The following is an 18,215-nucleotide window of genomic DNA, read 5'->3' as shown; positions in this document are numbered from 1 at the left end:
AAAATATCTTTTATAATCAGTCACTTAGATCAAAAAATACCATCAAAATACCATCTATCGCGACCTGTGCCCATGATGGTATAAGTACCCCTCCGGCAAATGCACGCTTGCCATACCATGAAAAATACCCACAAAAAAGCGTGCTTGGCTCTGCCGTGGGTTGCTTGCGTTTGCCAGACAAAATAAAAAAAGCCCCTGAAAAATCAGGGGCTTAGCTGCTTCATTGACCCGGCGTTACCTTACGGTGCCGGACGGGAGATTATTCCCACTCGATGGTCGCTGGCGGCTTGCCCGAGATATCGTAGACGACGCGGTTGATGCCGCGCACTTCATTGATGATGCGGTTCGACACCTTGCCCAGCAAGCTGTGCGGCAAGTGCGCCCAGTGGGCCGTCATGAAGTCCTGCGTCTGCACGGCGCGCAGGGCCACCACGTATTCGTAGGTGCGGCCGTCGCCCATCACGCCCACCGATTTGACGGGCAGGAAGACGGCGAACGCCTGGCTCGTCGCTTCATACCAGTTCGCCGGCAGCGCGTCCGGGTCGACGGCCTGGCCGGCGACGAATTCGTATGGCGTGTTGCGCAGTTCTTCGATGAAGATGGCGTCGGCGCGGCGCAGCAGGTCGGCGTAGTCTTTCTTGACTTCGCCGAGGATGCGCACGCCCAGGCCCGGGCCCGGGAACGGGTGGCGATAGACCATGTCATGCGGCAAGCCCAGGGCCACGCCCAGTTTGCGCACTTCGTCCTTGAACAGTTCGCGCAAGGGTTCCAGCAACTTGAGCTTCATGGTGTCCGGCAAGCCGCCCACGTTGTGGTGGCTCTTGATGGTCTGGCCTTTCTTGCCCTTGCCGGCCGATTCGATCACGTCCGGGTAGATCGTGCCTTGCGCCAGCCATTTGGCGTTGACCAGCTTGCCCGATTCCACCTGGAAGACTTCGACGAATTCGCGGCCGATGATCTTGCGCTTCTGCTCGGGATCGGTGACGCCGGCCAGGTGGCCCATGAACTGGTCTTCCGCATCGACGCGGATGACTTTCACGCCCAGGTTCTTGGCGAACATATCCATCACCATCTTGCCTTCGTCCAGGCGCAGCAGGCCGTGGTCGACAAAGACGCAGGTCAGCTGGTCGCCGATTGCGCGATGGATCAGGGCAGCAGCCACGGAGGAATCGACGCCGCCTGACAGGCCCAGGATGACGTCGTCGGTGCCCACTTGCGCGCGGATTTTTTCCACCGCTTCGCTGATGTAGTCGGGCATGTTCCAGTCCGACTTGCAGCCGCAGATTTCATGTACGAAACGGCCGATCATGGCCTTGCCCTGCACCGTGTGCGTCACTTCCGGGTGGAATTGCACGCCGTAGAACTGGCGCTCTTCGTCGGCCATGGCGGCGATCGGGCAGCTCGGGGTGTTGCCCATCAGCTTGAAGCCTGGCGGCATTTCCAGCACCTTGTCGCCATGGCTCATCCACACTTTCAGCATGCCGTGGCCTTCGTCGGTGACGAAGTCGGCAATACCGTTGAGCAACTTGGTGTGGCTGCGGGCGCGCACTTCGGCGTAGCCGAATTCGCGTACCAAGCCGTTTTCCACCTTGCCGCCCAGCTGGGCCGCCATGGTTTGCATGCCGTAGCAGATGCCCAGCACGGGTACGCCCAGCTCGAACACGGCTTGCGGCGCGCGCGGCGAGTCGCCGTCCAGCGTGGAATTGTGGCTGCCCGACAGGATCACGCCGGCGGCGCCATAGTTGCGCACGAATTCGTCACTGACGTCATACGGGAAGACTTCGGAGAACACGCCGGAATCGCGCACGCGGCGGGCGATCAACTGGGTGACTTGGGAACCGAAATCGAGAATGAGGATTTTAGAATGCATGATGGGGACTTTATCTGAGGTCATTACAAAACCGGCGCACTAGGCGCCGGTCTGGTCTGTCGCTACGGCTTATTCAGAGCGGTAGTTGGGAGCTTCCTTGGTAATCTGCACATCATGGACATGCGACTCGCGCATGCCGGCCGAGGTGATTTCCACGAATTCCGCTTTTTCGCGCAGTTCGTCGATAGTGGCGCAACCGCAGTAACCCATCGATTGACGCACGCCGCCCACCAACTGGAAGATGATCGCCAGCACGCTGCCTTTGTAGGCGACGCGGCCTTCGATACCTTCAGGCACGAACTTGTCGGCCTTCATGGTGGCGTCCTGGAAGTAACGGTCAGCCGAACCATCGGACATCGCGCCCAGCGAGCCCATGCCGCGGTACGACTTGTAGCTGCGGCCTTGGTACAGGATCACTTCGCCCGGTGCTTCTTCCGTACCGGCAAACATGGATCCCATCATCACGGTCGAGGCGCCAGCGGCCAGCGCTTTCGAGATGTCTCCCGAGAAGCGGATACCGCCGTCGGCGATACATGGCACGCCCGTGCCTTCGAGTGCTTCGGCCACGTTCGAGATGGCCGTGATTTGCGGCACGCCCACACCGGCGACGATACGCGTGGTGCAGATCGAGCCAGGACCGATGCCGACCTTGACCGCATCGGCGCCGTATTCCACCAGCGCCTTGGCGGCGGCGGCGGTGGCGATATTGCCACCAATCACTTCCACTTGCGGGTACTTGGTCTTGATCCAGCGTACGCGGTCGAGGATGCCTTGCGAATGGCCGTGGGCCGTGTCGACCACCAGCACGTCGACGCCGGCAGCGACCAGCAGGTCGATGCGCTCTTCATCCTTGGCGCCGACGCCGACGGCGGCGCCGACCAGCAGCTTGCCCTGGCTGTCTTTCGACGCGAACGGGTGGGAAGTCGACTTCTGGATATCCTTGACGGTGATCAGGCCGCGCAACTCAAACGCGTCATTGACGACCAGCACGCGCTCGAGGCGGTGCTTGTTCATCAGGCGCTTGGCTTCGGCCGTATCGGCGTCTTCCTTGACCACCACCAGCTTTTCGCGCGGGGTCATCTTGGCGGAGGCTTCCGCGTCGAGTTCCTTTTCAAAGCGCAAATCGCGGTTGGTGATGATACCGACGACTTCCTTGCCTTTGACAACCGGGAAACCGCTGATGCCGTATTGTTCCGTCAGTGCGATCACGTCGCGGATTTTCATTTCCGGCGGAATCGTGATCGGGTCACGCAGCACGCCTGCTTCGAAACGCTTTACGCGGGCCACTTCACGCGCCTGGTCCTTCGGGTTCAAATTCTTGTGGATGATGCCGATGCCGCCTTCCTGAGCCATCGCGATCGCCAGACGGGCTTCCGTCACCGTATCCATGGCTGCGGACAGCAAGGGAATATTCAGGGTGATATTACGGGTCAGGCGAGTTTTGAGGGACGTATCGGCGGGCAGAACGTTGGAGTAGGCTGGGACGAGCAGCACGTCATCGAATGTGAGTGCTTTTTGAAGTAGACGCATAGCATTTCCTATTGGCGCAAAAGCAGATTATACAGAAAAAAGCGCCCTCCGTCCTTGCAGCATAGAAAAGATATTTGAAAATAGCAAAGAATGACGCGCGCCAGGCAGTGCCCGCGCCACCGTTCAGCCCGCTCAGCCCTTCGCTGGCTTGCCGCCGGCGCGGCGCCGGCGCGCCTCCTTCGGGTCTGCCTGCAGGGGGCGGTACACTTCCACCCGGTCATGCTCGCGCAAGATGGTCTCCAAGGGCTTCTTCTTGCCATAGATGCCGACCATGTTGACGGCCAGGTCGATGCCGGGGATTTCCCGCAGCAAGCCGCTCAGCGTCAGCGCCTGCCCGATGGTGGTGCCGGCAGGCACGCGCAGGGAGCGCAGGAAGGCGCTGTCCGGCAGCGCGTGGCAAACCTGCACCGTGATGACCGCTTCAGCCATACACCGTCTCCGCGCGCTTGCAAAAGGAATCGACCATGCTGTTGGCGATCATGCCGAAGACGGGGCCGATGATCTGTTCCAGTACGCGGCTGGAAAACTCGTAATGCAGGTCCAGTTCGATCTTGCAGGCATCTTCGCGCAAGGCCTTGAAGGTCCACACGCCGTCGAGGGTCTTGAAAGGACCATCTACCAGCTTCATCTTGATGGAGGTCGGCGGCACGTTCTCGTTGGACGTGGTGAAGCTTTGGCGCACGCCGTGGTAATGTATGCCCACGCTGGCGACGACCGTGTTCTCGCCCCGCTCGCGAATCTCGACCGCACCGCACCAGGGCAGGAATTTGGGATAATCTTCCACCGCCGCCACCAGCGCGAACATTTGTTCGGCGCTGTAGCCGAGAAAAACTGATTTATGTACTACTGCCATTGAAGAACCATTTGCTATGATGTTGGATACATTTGATTTTATCGCGCTTGCGCGAGACAGTAGTTTAACCGACCCGCGCACATTTACCATCTCATGACCATAGCAGACAACAGAAAAGCCTTCCACGACTACTTTATCGAGGATCGCTACGAAGCCGGCATCGTGCTGGAAGGCTGGGAAGTCAAAGCCATCCGCGATGCCCGCGTACAAATCAAGGAAGCCTACGTTGTCGTCCGAGGCGATGAACTCTTCCTGTTCGGCGCGCATATCAGCGCCCTGCCGACCGCATCCACCCATATCCACCCGGAAGCCGTGCGCACGCGCAAGCTGCTGCTGCACCGTACGGAAATGGATAAACTGATCGGCAAGGTGGAACGCTCCGGCTACACGCTGGTGCCGCTCAACCTGCACTACAAGGGCGGCCGCGTGAAATGCGAAATCGGCCTGGCCAAGGGCAAGAAACAGCACGACAAGCGGGCAGCGGAACGCGACCGAGACGGCGCGCGCGAAGTACAGGCGGCAATGAAATCGCACCGCCGCTGATCCGGCACCACGCGCGGCATGCTGCGCCGATACCCTCAAGCCCGGCTATATGCCGGGTTTTATTTTGCCGGCGCCTGCGGCAAATGGAAACGCACGGCGCGAGGGGATAAAACAGGGAAAAGAAGAGGTACGGCGGAAATAGAACGGGTATTGGCGAACATACCGGAGAGATAAGCGAATGAATCAGCTTTGCCTGCCTGGCCAAAGACGATAAATCAGGAAAGTTCCGGATGCTTGCATGCTGCCTTGTACTACGCCTGTACCACTGCACAGGACAAGCATCCGAATGAACGGTTTTTTAAACCTTCAGAATCACACCTTCAGCAGATCGCGCGACTTGCCCGAATCGGTCCACTCTTTGACCCATTTCGGTTGACGGCCACGGCCAGTCCATTGCTGCGTCGCATCGTCCGGGTTGCGATAGCGCACTGCGACCGTGCCGGTTTTAGCGCGGATCCCCGTACCAACCAGGTCTTTTACGGAAACGCCAACGCTCTGGGCGATTGCCAGGATTTGCTCGCGCGCTTTGGACAGATCGTCCTGTTCGCGTTTCTTCATTTGCTTCTTGATGTCGTCCTGCAAGGTGCGCAGTTCGGACAGGGATAAGCTGGACAGATCCATGATATTTCCTTGTGTGAGTTGAAAAATATAACTGAACAGTTAAATTCTATCCAATTGTAACGCGACTGAGGTGATTTTTCTTGAGATTTGATTGTTTTTTACAATTCTTTTACCAAAAACCCTACTTCCCTGGCTTTCAAACACGGCAATCCTTCAATCATGAGGAACCGGCATCGCGCATGAACTGCCTGCGCAAGCGCCTCTGCTTTGTACGGCTGCGATTCGATACAGCGCCATCGGCAGTATTTATTTTGCAGTACTTTTTGTTTCATTGCAATTTATAGTAATTATAAATAACAATTCGAAATATACATGGGAGCAATACTATCGCCAATATGCATCGACTACGCCAACACATCCCAAGTATCCGTCACGGATATCGGCGCAATCATCGCCACGCATGAGCAGCAGATTCTACTTCAATCAAAAAGATAAGCGTCGCACGACAGCATGTAATCCCGAAAGCGCGCTCAGCATAGCATAAAGAAAATATTTTCAAGGCTACTGATTCAAACGCAGATACGCGAGCCCTGCCGCCGGCATATATTCCGGCAGCACAAATGAAAACTGCCCGCGATAGGCGGGCAGTATTGACGACAAACTTGCTATGCGTTTGCTATTCACCAGACAATCATGGAATCGCCACGCCGCCTTTCGGCTTCTGCGTTTTCACCACCTGCATCGCCGTGGCGATCAAACTGCTCATATCGCCCAGATTAGCCGGCACGATAATCGAGTTATTCGTTTTCGCCAATTGCGCGAACGCGCCCACATACTGCTCTGCTACTTTCAGGTTGACGGCATCTTCCCCGCCCGGTTCGCGTATGGCGGCGCCCACCTGGCGCAGCGCTTCGGCACTGGCCTGCGCCAGCGCGACGATGGCCGTGGCCTGGCCTTCGGCGCGGTTGATCGAAGCCTGCTTCTCGCCTTCGGAGCGGGCAATGGCCGCTTCGCGCTCGCCGCTGGCGATATTGATCTGTTCCTGCTTGCGCCCTTCCGAGGCGGCAATCAGGGCGCGCTTTTCGCGCTCGGCCGTAATCTGTGCCTGCATCGCATGCAGTATTTCCTTGGGCGGCGTCAAATCCTTGATTTCATAGCGCAATACCTTGACGCCCCAATTCGCCGCCGATTCATCGATGGCATTCACGATGGCCGTATTGATATGGTCGCGCTCTTCAAATGTCTTGTCGAGTTCCATTTTACCGATCACCGAACGCAAGGTCGTTTGCGCCAATTGCGTAATGGCGGCGATATAATTCGACGAACCATACGAAGCACGCATGGCATCGGTAATCTGAAAATACAGAATGCCATCGACCTGCAATTGCGTATTGTCGCGCGTAATGCATACCTGTGGCGGCACATCGAGCGGAATTTCCTTGAGCACGTGCTTGTAGGCGATGCGGTCGACAAATGGCACGACAATATTCAAGCCAGGCCCCAATACCGCATGGAACTTGCCCAGGCGCTCCACCACCCAGGCATGCTGCTGCGGTACCACATTGACCGTCTTGAAGACAAATACCAATGCCAGCAATAACAAGATCAGCGACACGCTTCCAGTGCTTATTTCCATAATCTACTCTCCAGGTTATCCAACAATCAAACGGCTGCCACGCACGGCACGAATGGTGTAATGACCAGCTTGCATATCGCTGCCGGGAATCAGTTCCACATCCCACAAGGCGCCGCGATACATGACGCGCGCCGCACCATCGACCCAATGCGCTACCGCCACGCTTTGGCCGATATCGAGATTGACATTCGGGTCTTGCGCCGCATCGCGCCGCGCCGCCTTGCCAAAACGGCTGCGCCGCAATAACAGCGTGGCCGCCACGCCGACAATGGCGGCCGTCAGCGCTTGCCAGCCGCCATTGCCGCCCGCCAGCGCCACCAGTCCTCCGGCACTGATGCCGATAGCGATCATCAGCAAATAGAACGTTCCTGTAAACAGCTCCAGGATCAATACCGCGCCAGCCGCCACAAACCATCCTATCCATTCAGCCATGATGCCTCCATCTTTGCGAATCCGAAAATAAAAAACCCCGCAGCCTATATAAGCGACGGGGTTTAATGCGTATGACTGCCTGATATTATTCTTGCCAAACACCTATATACAAGCAGTCTAACGCAATTCCTGATGGCGTCAATAGCCAGTGGCGAATTAGTACCGCAGGCCAGGCACTACTCTTCCAGCAGGCTGCGCAGCATCCACGCCGTCTTCTCATGCAAGTCCAGGCGCTGCGTGATCAGGTCGGCCGTCGGCTGGTCATTGGCTTTTTCCAGCAATGGGAACAGGCGGCGCGCCGTGCGCGCGGTCGCTTCCTGCGCCGACACCAGGTGGCTGACCATGTCCAGCGCCGGCGGCACGCCGTCGATTTCCTTGATCGAGGCCAGCTTGACGAACTCCTTGTAGGTACCCGGCGCCGGATAACCGAGGGCGCGGATGCGCTCGGCGATCAGGTCCAGCGCGGCCCACTGCTCCGTGTATTGCGTCATGAACATCAGGTGCAGGGTGTTGAACATCGGCCCCTTGACGTTCCAATGAAAATTATGGGTCATCAGGTACAAGGTGTAGCTGTCGGCCAGCAGGCCGGACAGGCCTTCCGCAATCTTCGCACGGTCCGCCTCGGAAATGCCGATGTCGATCTTTGCCACTTTGCTCGGTTTCTTGCTTGCCATGTGAACTCCCGTTTCAATGTATTGGTGGAATCATTTTAGCTGATCTGGCGCAAGCCCATCGGATACTGCCGTGCGCCGCATGGCAGGCGTAAAAAAACCCGCTGCCAGGTGAGCGGCAGCGGGTTTTCAGAGGGTGATACAGCTGCTTACGCTTTCAGCGCAGCGAGCTTTTGCCAGGTGTCGATCACCGAGTCCGGATTCAGCGACATCGATTCGATGCCCTGCTCCATCAGCCAGACGGCGAAGTCAGGGTGGTCGGAAGGACCCTGGCCGCAGATGCCGATGTACTTGCCGCGTGCCAGGCAAGCCTTGATGGCCAGCGACAGCAGGGCTTTCACGGCAGGATCGCGCTCGTCGAAGTCGGCCGCCAGCAATTCCATGCCGGAATCGCGGTCCAGGCCCAGCGTCAGCTGGGTCAGGTCGTTCGAACCGATCGAGAAGCCATCGAAATGGTCGAGGAACTGATCGGCCAGGATGGCGTTCGACGGCACTTCGCACATCATGATGACGCGCAGGTCGTTCTCGCCGCGCTTCAAGCCGTTTTTCGCCAGCAGGTCGATGACTTTCTCGGCCTGGCCCAGGGTGCGCACGAATGGCACCATGATTTCCACGTTCGTCAGGCCCATGTCGTTGCGCACGCGCTTCATCGCTTCGCATTCCATGTTGAACGCTTCGGAGAAGTCGGCCGACAGGTAGCGCGCCGCGCCGCGGAAGCCCAGCATCGGGTTTTCCTCGTCCGGCTCGTAGCGCGAACCGCCGATCAGCTTCTTGTACTCGTTCGACTTGAAGTCGGACAGGCGCACGATGACTTTTTTCGGCCAGAACGCGGCGGCGATGGTGGCGATGCCTTCAGCCAGCTTGTCGATGTAAAACGCTTTTGGCGAAGCGTGGCCACGCGCCACCGATTCCACGGCCTTTTTCAGGTCGGCATCGATGTTCGGGTATTCCAGGATCGCGCGCGGATGCACACCAATATTGTTATTGATGATGAATTCCAGGCGCGCCAGACCCACGCCCGCATTCGGCACGGACTGGAAGTCGAACGCCAGTTGCGGATTGCCCACGTTGAGCATGATCTTGGTGTCGAGCTTCGGCAATTCGCCGCGCGACACTTCCGATACTTCCGTTTCCAGCAAGCCGTCGTAGATCTTGCCTTCGTCGCCTTCGGAGCAGACCACGGTGACAAACGTGCCGTCTTTCAGCACGTCGGTGGCATTGCCGCAGCCGACGACGGCAGGCACGCCGAGTTCACGCGCAATAATTGCCGCGTGGCAAGTACGGCCGCCACGGTTGGTGACGATGGCCGAAGCACGCTTCATGACCGGCTCCCAGTTCGGATCCGTCATGTCGGCAACGAGCACGTCGCCTGGCTGCACGCGCTCCATGTCGGCCGGGTCGTGAATCACGCGCACGGGGCCGGCGCCGATCTTCTGGCCGATGGCGCGGCCCGACGTCAGCACGGTACCCGTGCTTTTCAGCTTGAAGCGCTCTTGCACGTCGGTTGCCTTTTGCTGCGACTTGACGGTTTCAGGACGCGCTTGCAGGATGTACAGCTTGCCGTCGCGGCCATCCTTGCCCCACTCGATGTCCATCGGACGGCCGTAGTGGTTCTCGATGATGACGGCGTATTTGGCCAGCTCCACCACTTCGCTGTCGTTCAGCGAGTAGCGGTTGCGCATTTCGACGGGCACGTCGACGGTTTTCACGGAACGGCCAGCCTTCGCTTCGTTCGTAAATTCCATCTTCAGCAGTTTCGAGCCGATATTGCGGCGGATCACAGGCGACTTGCCTTTTTCCAGCATCGGCTTGTGCACATAGAATTCGTCGGGATTGACGGCGCCCTGCACCACGGTCTCGCCCAGGCCATAGCTGGAGGTGACGAAGACCACGTCCTTGAAGCCCGACTCGGTATCGATGGTGAACATCACGCCGGCCGCGCCCAGGTCGGAACGCACCATGCGCTGCACGCCGGCCGACAGGGCCACTTCAGCGTGCGTAAAGCCCTTGTGCACGCGATACGAGATGGCGCGGTCGTTGTACAGCGATGCGAACACCTGTTTCATGGCCTCGAGCACGTTGTCGATGCCGACGACGTTCAGGAAGGTTTCTTGCTGACCAGCAAAAGAAGCATCCGGCAAGTCTTCCGCCGTGGCCGAGGAACGCACGGCAAACGACATTTCGGTGTCGGAATCGGCTACCAGCTTGGCGTAGAACTGGTCGATTTCGGCGGCCAGGCGTGGCTGGAATGGCGTTTCCACGATCCATTGACGGATCTCGGCGCCGGCTTGCGCCAGCGCGCGCACGTCATCGATGTTCAGCCCTTCGAGGCGCCGGGCGATGCGTTCGGCCAGCGGCAAGCCGCCGTTGGCGCTATACGACAGGAAATCGCGGAATGCCTGCGCCGTGGTGGCAAAGCCACCAGGCACGCGCACGCCGGCTTCCGCCAGCTGGCTGATCATTTCGCCCAGGGAGGCGTTCTTGCCGCCGACGGATTCGACATCCGTCATGCGCAAATGCTCGAACGAGGCAACATACACCGCGTCCTTGTCTTCCTGCTGTTGCGATACTGCGTTGGTCATAATGACACCCTTACTGATGATAGAAATCTTTACGCGCGGCGCACAGACAGTCTTCTTGTTATTCTTGGCGTCGTGCAGCACAATCATACCGTTGCAGCCATTTTACCTTGTGCGGCGCAAATTGACGACGCACAATCTTGATCCGAAAACCCATGACACAAGAACCACGCCCTCCTCTGCCCTCCGCGGCCCGCACCGTCTTCTTCGTTTCCGACGGCACCGGCATCACCGCCGAGACCTTCGGCCACTCGGTGCTGACGCAGTTCGATCTGCGCTTCCGGCAGATCCGCCTGCCCTTCATCGACACCATGGACAAGGCCTATGAGGCGGCGCGCAAGATCAACGAAGCCTTCGCCAGCGACGGCCAGCGCCCGATCATTTTCTCCACCCTGGTGAAGAACGACCTGTCGGCCGTGATCCGCAAGTCCAGCGGCATGCACATGGACCTGATCCAGACCTTCGTCGCCCCGCTGGAGCAGGAACTGGGCGTCATGTCGACCCATACCATCGGGCGCTCGCACAACATCGTCGACAGCGAGGAATACAAGAACCGCATCGAGGCGATCAACTATTCGCTGGCGCACGACGATGGCCAGTCGCACAAGAACCTGTCCTCGGCCGATGTCATTCTGGTGGGTGTTTCGCGCTCTGGCAAGACCCCGACCAGCCTGTATCTGGCCATGCAATACGGGATCAAGGCGGCCAATTATCCGCTGATTCCCGACGATTTCGAGCGCGACAAGCTGCCATCGGCCCTGCTGGAATTTAAGAATAAAATTTTTGGATTAAGCATTACGCCCGAACGTTTGTCGGAAATACGCAACGAAAGACGCGCCGGAAGCAAGTATGCGGCCATCGAAAATTGCCGTTACGAGGTCAACGAGGCGGAAAAAATGATGAAACGCGAAGGTATCCGCTGGCTGTCGTCGACCACCAAGTCGATCGAAGAGATCTCCACCACGATCCTGCAGGAAATCAAGCCGAACCGCCGCGAGTATTGACACAGGAAGGTCCGCCGCGTAGCGCAGGCATCATGTCGAAAACAAGGTGTCTGCAATAAAACGTAAGGTGGCACAAGCTATCGCCTGTTGAAGTGGCACTGCCGCTGGCCGAGGTCTTGCCAGTGGCCTGCTCTTAAAATATCTTTCGCACTTTCCACGACCCTACTCTCTGCTGCAGTCATCCCCGACTGGCCAGCGATCAAAAACCCCCTGCGATGTCCCTGACCAAACTGCGGTGATCCGGCGTGACCGGTCGCAGGCCAGGTCGCAGCGGACTGAAAACTCCATCTTTACACTTTCTTATTTATCAAAAATGCATTATTATTTTATTTCTTAAAAGCAAATACGAGTTCTCGACCGCGCGGACTTATTTTTGCTCGATCGCGTTACCACCTAGGCCATCATAGTATGTTTACACGTAATGCCCTTTCCGTTTTTGCTTCAAGCTGCACTATGCTGGCGGCCCTGTCACTGACCGGCTGCGCTGTCAATAAAGCCACCAGCTCGCTCAGTCCGGGAACCGATCTGAACAGCATCAAAAGCGTCTACGTGGTGAAGTTGCCGCAAGACGGGCGCCATATCGACAAGATCATCAAGGCTAATCTGGAAAAGCGCGGCTATGTCGTGACCAACGGTCCTGTATTGGCGGGACCGTACAACGCCGATGTCGCCGTCACGTACGCCGACAAGTGGGTGTGGGATATCACCATGTACATGGTGGAACTGAGCGTCAACTTGCGCGACCCGAAAAGCGGCTTCCCGCTTGCCACTGGCAATTCCTTCCATACCTCGATGTCGCGCAAGTCGCCCGACGAAATGGTCGATGAAGTGCTGAACAATATTTTTTCCGCCACGCCGCAGTAAATCCTGCGGTTTGCTGCCTGTGGCAAACCGCGCCGTGTTCACTCATCCACGACCCATATCATGAAAAAAAATCTGCCATTCCCTGCAGCGCGCCTGCTCGCCATCCCTGTCGTTGCCACTCTGCTGGCCCTAGGCGGTTGCGCATCACCCGTCACCTATCAGGCAATGGTGCCGGTGACGCTGAAAGTAAGCCAGCAACACCCACAATCGGTGTCAGTGGCGGCGCTCGGCGGCAGCGGCACCGACAGCATGGGTAAATCGCAGATCGACAACGCGGAACTGGCGAAAGCGGTCACCGAAGCGATCAACCAGACCAAGACCTTTTCGCGCGTGGTGCCCGGCAAGGGCGGCGACTACCTGCTGACCGTCAACATCGTCAACGTCGTCCAGCCCAATTTCGGCTTTTCCTTTACTGTGGGCCTGGAAATGGGCTGGACACTGATACGCGCCAGCGACAGCAGCAAGGTATGGCAGGAAGCCATCAAGTCGGAACACACGGCCGGCGCCACCGACGCCTTCGCAGGAACCACACGCCTGCGCCTGGCGACGGAAGGTGCGGCACGTAACAATGTCGAACAGGGCCTGCGCAAAATTGCTGAGCTGAAACTGTAAGTCACCGCGCAGCCGGCTTTCCTGGCGGACCTGCCACTATACCTCGCTGCCCAGCACCTCCAGCGCCGCCACCAGCCGGTCCAGTTCACCGGTGGTGGTGGTGACGGCCACCGTGGCGCGCACGACGTCGGTATCGCCGATATTGCGCTCCACCGTGAAGACGCCAAAGCGCTGCAGCAAGGCTTGCTGCAGCGCGCGCGCGTCCATGCCGTCGATGGCAAAGGCCACCAGCGCCGTGCCGCGCCTGGCATCGAGCGGGGACAACATGCGCACGCCGGGCAGGTGCGCAGCGCGGCTGACCCAGTAATCGCGCAGCCAGGCCAGGCGCTCCCTCTTGGCTGGCGTGCCGCCCAGGCGCGCATGGAAGTCCAACGCGGCAGGCGCGGCCAGGATGGCGCCGATCGGCGGCATGCCCATGTGCAGGCGGCTGCGGATATCGTCAAGCGGATAATCGTCGTCGCCAAAATGCGGCTCGATCTTGTGCAACTGCGATGCGCGGATATACACGACACCGAGTCCGGCCGGCGCGCCCAGCCATTTATGCAGATTGAAACCGGCGAAATCGACGCCCATGGCCTGCACGTCCACGTCGACCTGCCCCAGCGCATGGGCGCTGTCGAGCAGCACGTCGATGCCGTGTGCGCGCGCCAGCGCCATGATGTCCTTGACAGGCAGTTGCTGGCCGTTGGCCGGCGTCACCTGCGACAGCAGCAGCAACTTGGGCTTGACGGCCTGGCGCATGGCCTGCGCGTAACGGGCGACGATCTCGTCATCGCTGATGGGCAGGCGCAATGTGACTTGCGTGCTGGTGACGCCACGGCGCTGCGCCAGCCAGCGCATGGCCGTGCGCATGGCCGGATAGTCGAGATTACTCCACAGCACGGTATCACCGGGCGCCAGGCCGTGGTATTGCGCGATCAGCAGCTGCATGGACTCGGTGCCGCTGCGGGTCAGCAGGATCTCGTGCGGCTGCGCGTGAATCAGGGCGGCGACGCGCTGGCGCAGGATGTCCACATGCGTGCGCGTGAATTCGCCGCGCACGAAAGGACTCAGCTGTTCATTCGTGTAGCGCACGGCCTGCTCGAAGGCGGCTTGCACGGGCGCGGCCATGGCGCCGAAATAGCCATGTTCCAGATTGACGATGGCATCCGGCGGCGCGGGATACAAGGCGGCCACCTGGCACCACCAGGCCTCGTCACGCGTGGCGCCGCCGGCGAGCGGAGGGAAAGACATGGCTAGCCTGTTCAGGACTGCCCCTGGCGCAGCTGCTCGAAGAAGCAGACGGCGGCGCAGGCGGCCACGTTCAGCGATTCGATCTGGCCCAGGTGGGGAATGACCACCTGGTGCGTGGCCATCGACAGCAGATCGTCGGCCACGCCCTGCCCTTCATGGCCGAACAGCCAGGCGACGGGCTGGCGCAGGTCGACGTCGTACAGCTGCTGCGTGGCGTAGCCGCTGGTGGCCAGGGTCGCCACCCTGGCGCCGGCAACCAGCGCGGCCAGGTCGACGTTCTCAAAGATGTCGAGCACGAAATGCGCGCCCATGGCCGCGCGCAGCACTTTCGGCGACCAGCAGAAGGCCGTGCCGGCGCTGCAGTACACCTGCGTGATGCCGGCGGCGGCGGCGCTGCGCAGGATGGAGCCCACGTTGCCCGGGTCTTGCAGGTTATCCAGCAGCACGGCCGATACCGTCAGCGGCGCGGTGACGGCCCGTTCCGGCGTCTCGATGAGGAACATCACGCCCACGCCGTGTTCGACCTGGCTCACTGCCTTATACAGCGCATCGGGCAAGCCCAGTACGTGCGCGCGCTGGCTTTCCAGCTGGCCGACGATGTCCGCCACTTCCGGGTTCTGCAAGGCGCTTTCGCTGACGATGCACTGCTCCGGCATGCCGCGCAGCTGCAGGTAGGACTGGCACAGGTGCACGCCGTCGAGCAAGGTGCGGCCCGACTTGCGGCGCGCCTGCGAACTGCCCGCCAGCTTCAGCAGCTCCTTGTATTGCGCATTGTCGCGCGAGGTAATCGTCTTCATGCCACCACCTCTTGTCCGCCAAACAGGGCGATCACGTTGCGCACGGGCGCGAACGAGCGGCGGTGCACGGGCGAGGCGCCGTGCAGGTGCAGTCGTTCCAGGTGCAGCTTGGTGCCATAGCCCTTGTGCTGGTCGAAACAGTACTCGGGATAGGCCGCATGCAGGTGCACCAGGGCCGCGTCGCGCGCCGTCTTGGCCAGGATCGAGGCGGCGGAAATCGAATCGACCTTGTCGTCGCCGCCGACGATGGCCATGCCGCGTATCGGCATCACGGGACAGCGGTTGCCGTCGATCAGGGCCAGGGTCGGCACGGTACTCAACGCCTCGACGGCGCGGCGCATGGCCAGCATCGACGCCTGCAAAATGTTCAGACGGTCGATCTCCTCTTCCGACGCTTCGGCGATGGCCCAGGCCAGGGCCTTGGCCTTGATCTGCGGCGCCAGCAGGTCGCGTTTCGCTTCAGTGAGTTTTTTCGAGTCGCGCAAACCGTCGATAGGCTGCTGCGGGTCGAGGATCACGGCGGCGGCGAACACGGGGCCGGCCAGCGGGCCGCGCCCTGCCTCGTCGACGCCGCAGATGATTTCATCGAGCGAGAATGGCAAGTCGTCAAACAGGCCGGGATAGATATTTTTCACGTTGAATCTTTGGTTGGTACTGCGGTTGAAGCGGTGATCGGGGCTTACTTGCGGTTCGCGGCGATGACTTGCATGACGGCGTTGGCGCTCTCGCGCGCGCTGTCGCGCAGCAGGCTGTGGTGCATGTCCGTGAAGCGCTGCACCAGGCGCAGGCGGCCCGGCACGTCGCTCAGCTGCTGCCACATGGCCTCGGCCAGCGCCTCGGGGCTGGCCGCATTTTGCAGCAGTTCGGGCACCAGGTAGTCGCGCGCCAGGATGTTCGGCAGGCCGATCCACGGCTGGTAGCCCATGTGGCGCATGATTTCCCACGAAGCGCGCATCATCTTGTAGGCGATGACCATGGGTTTCTTGTACAGCGCCACTTCCAGCGACGCCGTGCCGGACGCCACCAGCACCGCATCGGCGGCGCAGATGGCCGTGTGCGAGCCGCCATCGGTGAGCATGATCTCGACGTCCTGCAAGCCCGCTTCGCGGATCAGCTGCAGGAAGTACTGGCGCTGCTTTTCGCCGGCCATCGGCGCGACGAAACGCAAGGATCGGTCGCGCGCCAGCAGCAGCTTGCAGGCACTGACAAAGGCCACCGTATTGTATTTGAGTTCGCCCATGCGGCTGCCCGGCATCAAGGTCACGACATTCGCGTCCTGCGGCAAGCCCAGGGTGCGGCGCGCGGCCGCTTCGTCGGGCTGCAGGGGGATCATTTCGGCCAGCGGATGACCGACATAGGTGACGGGCACGCCCGCCTTGCGGTAGATCTCTTCCTCGAACGGGAAGATCACCAGCATGTGCGAGACGGCCTTGATGATTTTCTTGATGCGGCCACCGCGCCAGGCCCAGATCTGCGGCCCGATGTAGTGCACGGTGGGGATGCCGCCTTCCTTGAGCTGCTGTTCCAGTCCCAGGTTGAAGCCCGGATAGTCGGCACCGATGAAGACGGCGGGCCGCTCCGCCAGCAGCTGGTCGCGCAGCGCGTTCTGGATGCCCTTGATTTCGCGGTAGCGGGGAATGATCTCGAACAAGCCGCGCACGGTCAGCTTGTCGAGCGGCCAGTCGGAAACGAAACCCTGCCTGGCCATGTGCTCGCCACCGATACCGTGGAAGCGGGTGCCGGGCAGCTGCGGCACCAGGCCGGACAGCAAGCGGCTGGCCAGCAGATCACCCGACACTTCGCCGGCGACGATGGCGACATTGGCGACCTGCAGGCCGCTGGACTGGTCAGCGGACGATGCCACGCGACGCCACGCCAAGGAATTCGCGCATGGCGCGAATGTGTTGCGCCACCTCGGGCGACGCCGCCGCTTCTTCTTCGAACAGGGCGGCCTTGGATTCTTCCAGGGTCAGCCCCGAGCGGTAGATGAGTTTATACGCGGTGCGGATGCCGTTGATCTGCTCGCGCGTAAAGCCGCGGCGTTTCAAGCCCTCGATATTGACGCCATGCGCCTGCGCCGGATTGCCGTTCAACAGGACGAAAGGCGGCACGTCCTGCGTCAGGCTGGTGCTCATGCCGACAAAGGCATGCGCGCCGATCTTGCAGAACTGGTGCACGTTGGCGAAACCGCTCATGATGACCCAGTCGCCGATCTCCACGTGGCCCGCCAGCTGGGCGTTGTTCGAAAAAATCGTGTTGTTGCCCACCAGGCAATCGTGCGCCAGGTGCACATACGCCGAAATCCAGTTGTCATTGCCCAGGCGCGTCACGCCGCCCCCCTGCACGGTGCCCGTGTTGAAGGTGCAAAATTCGCGGATGGTGTTGCGGTCGCCGATTTCCAGGCGCGTCGCCTCGCCCGCCCATTTTTTATCCTGCGGCTGCGCGCCGATGGAAGAAAACTGGAACAGGTGATTGTCGCTGCCGATCGTCGTGTGGCCGTCGATGACCACGTGCGGGCCGACCCTGGTGCCAGCACCGATGCGCACGTGCGGACCGATGATGGTGTACGGACCCACCTCGACCGAACTGTCGAGCTCAGCCTTCGGATCGATGACTGCCGTAGAGTGGATGGCCGCCATCACTGCCCCGCTGGCTGGCTCGCAGACTGGCTCGCATCCTGCGCGCTGCGGATGGTGCACATCAGTTCCGCTTCCAGCGCCACTTTGCCGTCGACCGAGCCGACTGCCTTGTATTTCCAGATGCCGCGCGAGACGCGCAGGATTTCGACATCCATCTTCAGCTGGTCGCCCGGTTCGACAGGACGCTTGAAGCGCGCATTGTCGATGCCGACGAAGTACACCACCGAATTTTCGTCCGGTTTCACGCCCATCGACAGGAACGACAGCAAGGCTGCCGTTTGCGCCAGCGCTTCAATCATCAGCACGCCGGGCATGACCGGCTTGTGCGGGAAATGCCCCTGGAAGAACTCTTCGTTGACCGTCACGTTCTTGATGGCGGTGATGGTCTTGT

The 18,215-nt window shown here is 60.1% G+C and carries 19 protein-coding genes; 4 read left to right on the top strand and 15 right to left on the bottom strand.

Annotated elements, in window-relative coordinates; all coding sequences use genetic code 11:
• Positions 1–259: 259 nt before the first annotated feature.
• From guaA to AC54AF_RS25000, 4 genes are all read right to left on the bottom strand, one after another.
• On the bottom strand, positions 260–1,870 hold the full coding sequence (gene guaA, locus AC54AF_RS25015) for a glutamine-hydrolyzing GMP synthase (RefSeq protein ID WP_101480991.1): 1,611 nt from the start codon (positions 1,868–1,870) through the stop codon (positions 260–262).
• Positions 1,871–1,939: 69 nt separating this feature from the next.
• Complete coding sequence (gene guaB / locus AC54AF_RS25010; protein WP_131686012.1) at positions 1,940–3,400, bottom strand: IMP dehydrogenase; 1,461 nt, start codon at positions 3,398–3,400, stop codon at positions 1,940–1,942.
• 132 nt (positions 3,401–3,532) lie between these two features.
• Positions 3,533–3,829: an RnfH family protein gene (locus AC54AF_RS25005; RefSeq protein ID WP_496638721.1), complete on the bottom strand. Its 297-nt coding sequence runs from the start codon at positions 3,827–3,829 to the stop codon at positions 3,533–3,535.
• A complete protein-coding gene (locus AC54AF_RS25000; RefSeq protein WP_035818194.1) occupies positions 3,822–4,253 on the bottom strand; it encodes a type II toxin-antitoxin system RatA family toxin in 432 nt (143 codons plus the stop codon). Before AC54AF_RS25000 ends, AC54AF_RS25005 begins: the two co-directional genes overlap by 8 nt.
• A 93-nt stretch (positions 4,254–4,346) precedes the next feature.
• Here AC54AF_RS25000 and smpB point away from each other — a divergent pair, with 93 nt between their 5' ends.
• Positions 4,347–4,796, top strand: coding sequence for an SsrA-binding protein SmpB (gene smpB, locus AC54AF_RS24995; protein WP_034752217.1), 450 nt, complete (start codon positions 4,347–4,349; stop codon positions 4,794–4,796).
• A 312-nt stretch (positions 4,797–5,108) separates the two neighbouring features.
• On the opposite strand, the gene AC54AF_RS24990 is transcribed toward smpB, so the two are convergent.
• From AC54AF_RS24990 to ppsA, 5 genes are all read right to left on the bottom strand, one after another.
• Complete coding sequence (locus tag AC54AF_RS24990) at positions 5,109–5,417, bottom strand: H-NS histone family protein (RefSeq protein WP_010397665.1); 309 nt, start codon at positions 5,415–5,417, stop codon at positions 5,109–5,111.
• 631 nt (positions 5,418–6,048) lie between these two features.
• Positions 6,049–6,993 (bottom strand): SPFH domain-containing protein, encoded by a 945-nt coding sequence (locus AC54AF_RS24985; protein ID WP_131686010.1) that lies wholly within the window; start codon positions 6,991–6,993, stop codon positions 6,049–6,051.
• Positions 6,994–7,008: 15 nt separating this feature from the next.
• Positions 7,009–7,425, bottom strand: coding sequence for an NfeD family protein (locus AC54AF_RS24980; RefSeq protein ID WP_131686009.1), 417 nt, complete (start codon positions 7,423–7,425; stop codon positions 7,009–7,011).
• A gap of 176 nt (positions 7,426–7,601) precedes the next feature.
• Positions 7,602–8,099 (bottom strand): Dps family protein, encoded by a 498-nt coding sequence (locus tag AC54AF_RS24975; protein WP_034752224.1) that lies wholly within the window; start codon positions 8,097–8,099, stop codon positions 7,602–7,604.
• A gap of 146 nt (positions 8,100–8,245) precedes the next feature.
• Positions 8,246–10,678 carry a phosphoenolpyruvate synthase gene (gene ppsA / locus AC54AF_RS24970; RefSeq protein WP_496638720.1) on the bottom strand — a complete coding sequence of 811 codons (2,433 nt, stop codon included), beginning with the start codon at positions 10,676–10,678 and terminating at the stop codon, positions 8,246–8,248.
• A 152-nt stretch (positions 10,679–10,830) separates the two neighbouring features.
• Between ppsA and ppsR the strand changes: the two genes are divergently transcribed.
• The 3 genes from ppsR to AC54AF_RS24955 all read left to right on the top strand — a co-directional run bounded on the left by ppsR (position 10,831) and on the right by AC54AF_RS24955 (position 13,155).
• Positions 10,831–11,679 carry a posphoenolpyruvate synthetase regulatory kinase/phosphorylase PpsR gene (gene ppsR, locus AC54AF_RS24965; protein ID WP_131686007.1) on the top strand — a complete coding sequence of 283 codons (849 nt, stop codon included), beginning with the start codon at positions 10,831–10,833 and terminating at the stop codon, positions 11,677–11,679.
• Positions 11,680–12,132: 453 nt separating this feature from the next.
• Complete coding sequence (locus AC54AF_RS24960; RefSeq protein WP_496638719.1) at positions 12,133–12,543, top strand: hypothetical protein; 411 nt, start codon at positions 12,133–12,135, stop codon at positions 12,541–12,543.
• Between the two features lie 60 nt (positions 12,544–12,603).
• Positions 12,604–13,155 (top strand): hypothetical protein, encoded by a 552-nt coding sequence (locus tag AC54AF_RS24955; RefSeq protein WP_496638718.1) that lies wholly within the window; start codon positions 12,604–12,606, stop codon positions 13,153–13,155.
• A gap of 36 nt (positions 13,156–13,191) precedes the next feature.
• Here the strand turns inward: AC54AF_RS24955 and AC54AF_RS24950 are convergent, their stop codons facing one another.
• The 6 genes from AC54AF_RS24950 to fabZ form a co-directional block, all read right to left on the bottom strand.
• The gene (locus AC54AF_RS24950) at positions 13,192–14,388 is read right to left on the bottom strand and encodes an aminotransferase class V-fold PLP-dependent enzyme (RefSeq protein ID WP_496638717.1); all 1,197 of its coding nucleotides are present in this window, start codon (positions 14,386–14,388) and stop codon (positions 13,192–13,194) included.
• Positions 14,389–14,399: 11 nt separating this feature from the next.
• Positions 14,400–15,185, bottom strand: coding sequence for a TrmH family RNA methyltransferase (locus tag AC54AF_RS24945; protein WP_131686003.1), 786 nt, complete (start codon positions 15,183–15,185; stop codon positions 14,400–14,402).
• Complete coding sequence (rnhB, locus tag AC54AF_RS24940) at positions 15,182–15,820, bottom strand: ribonuclease HII (RefSeq protein ID WP_496638716.1); 639 nt, start codon at positions 15,818–15,820, stop codon at positions 15,182–15,184. Before rnhB ends, AC54AF_RS24945 begins: the two co-directional genes overlap by 4 nt.
• Before the next feature lie 44 nt (positions 15,821–15,864).
• A complete protein-coding gene (gene lpxB / locus AC54AF_RS24935) occupies positions 15,865–17,049 on the bottom strand; it encodes a lipid-A-disaccharide synthase (protein ID WP_496638715.1) in 1,185 nt (394 codons plus the stop codon).
• Entirely contained in the window at positions 17,033–17,824 is a 792-nt protein-coding gene (lpxA, locus tag AC54AF_RS24930; RefSeq protein ID WP_496638714.1) for an acyl-ACP--UDP-N-acetylglucosamine O-acyltransferase, read from the bottom strand. Before lpxA ends, lpxB begins: the two co-directional genes overlap by 17 nt.
• Positions 17,824–18,215 (bottom strand): 3-hydroxyacyl-ACP dehydratase FabZ (gene fabZ / locus AC54AF_RS24925; RefSeq protein WP_496638713.1); only part of this gene is annotated, 392 nt, incomplete at its 5' end. The genes lpxA and fabZ, both read right to left, overlap by 1 nt.

Source organism: Janthinobacterium sp. JF4, assembly GCF_059617925.1.
This window is presented reverse-complemented; position numbering and strand designations above follow the sequence as displayed.

Bases quoted from the DNA above. Each gene is read 5' to 3' on its own strand.
- guaA (WP_101480991.1), bottom strand. From the start codon at position 1,870: ATGCATTCTAAAATCCTCATTCTCGATTTCGGTTCCCAAGTCACCCAG.
- ppsR (WP_131686007.1), top strand. From the start codon at position 10,831: ATGACACAAGAACCACGCCCTCCTCTGCCCTCCGCGGCCCGCACCGTC.
- AC54AF_RS25005 (WP_496638721.1), bottom strand. From the start codon at position 3,829: ATGGCTGAAGCGGTCATCACGGTGCAGGTTTGCCACGCGCTGCCGGAC.
- AC54AF_RS24960 (WP_496638719.1), top strand. From the start codon at position 12,133: ATGCTGGCGGCCCTGTCACTGACCGGCTGCGCTGTCAATAAAGCCACC.
- smpB (WP_034752217.1), top strand. From the start codon at position 4,347: ATGACCATAGCAGACAACAGAAAAGCCTTCCACGACTACTTTATCGAG.
- AC54AF_RS24980 (WP_131686009.1), bottom strand. From the start codon at position 7,425: ATGGCTGAATGGATAGGATGGTTTGTGGCGGCTGGCGCGGTATTGATC.
- AC54AF_RS24955 (WP_496638718.1), top strand. From the start codon at position 12,604: ATGAAAAAAAATCTGCCATTCCCTGCAGCGCGCCTGCTCGCCATCCCT.
- AC54AF_RS24975 (WP_034752224.1), bottom strand. From the start codon at position 8,099: ATGGCAAGCAAGAAACCGAGCAAAGTGGCAAAGATCGACATCGGCATT.
- AC54AF_RS25000 (WP_035818194.1), bottom strand. From the start codon at position 4,253: ATGGCAGTAGTACATAAATCAGTTTTTCTCGGCTACAGCGCCGAACAA.
- AC54AF_RS24945 (WP_131686003.1), bottom strand. From the start codon at position 15,185: ATGAAGACGATTACCTCGCGCGACAATGCGCAATACAAGGAGCTGCTG.
- guaB (WP_131686012.1), bottom strand. From the start codon at position 3,400: ATGCGTCTACTTCAAAAAGCACTCACATTCGATGACGTGCTGCTCGTC.
- lpxA (WP_496638714.1), bottom strand. From the start codon at position 17,824: ATGGCGGCCATCCACTCTACGGCAGTCATCGATCCGAAGGCTGAGCTC.
- AC54AF_RS24950 (WP_496638717.1), bottom strand. From the start codon at position 14,388: ATGTCTTTCCCTCCGCTCGCCGGCGGCGCCACGCGTGACGAGGCCTGG.
- AC54AF_RS24985 (WP_131686010.1), bottom strand. From the start codon at position 6,993: ATGGAAATAAGCACTGGAAGCGTGTCGCTGATCTTGTTATTGCTGGCA.
- ppsA (WP_496638720.1), bottom strand. From the start codon at position 10,678: ATGACCAACGCAGTATCGCAACAGCAGGAAGACAAGGACGCGGTGTAT.
- AC54AF_RS24990 (WP_010397665.1), bottom strand. From the start codon at position 5,417: ATGGATCTGTCCAGCTTATCCCTGTCCGAACTGCGCACCTTGCAGGAC.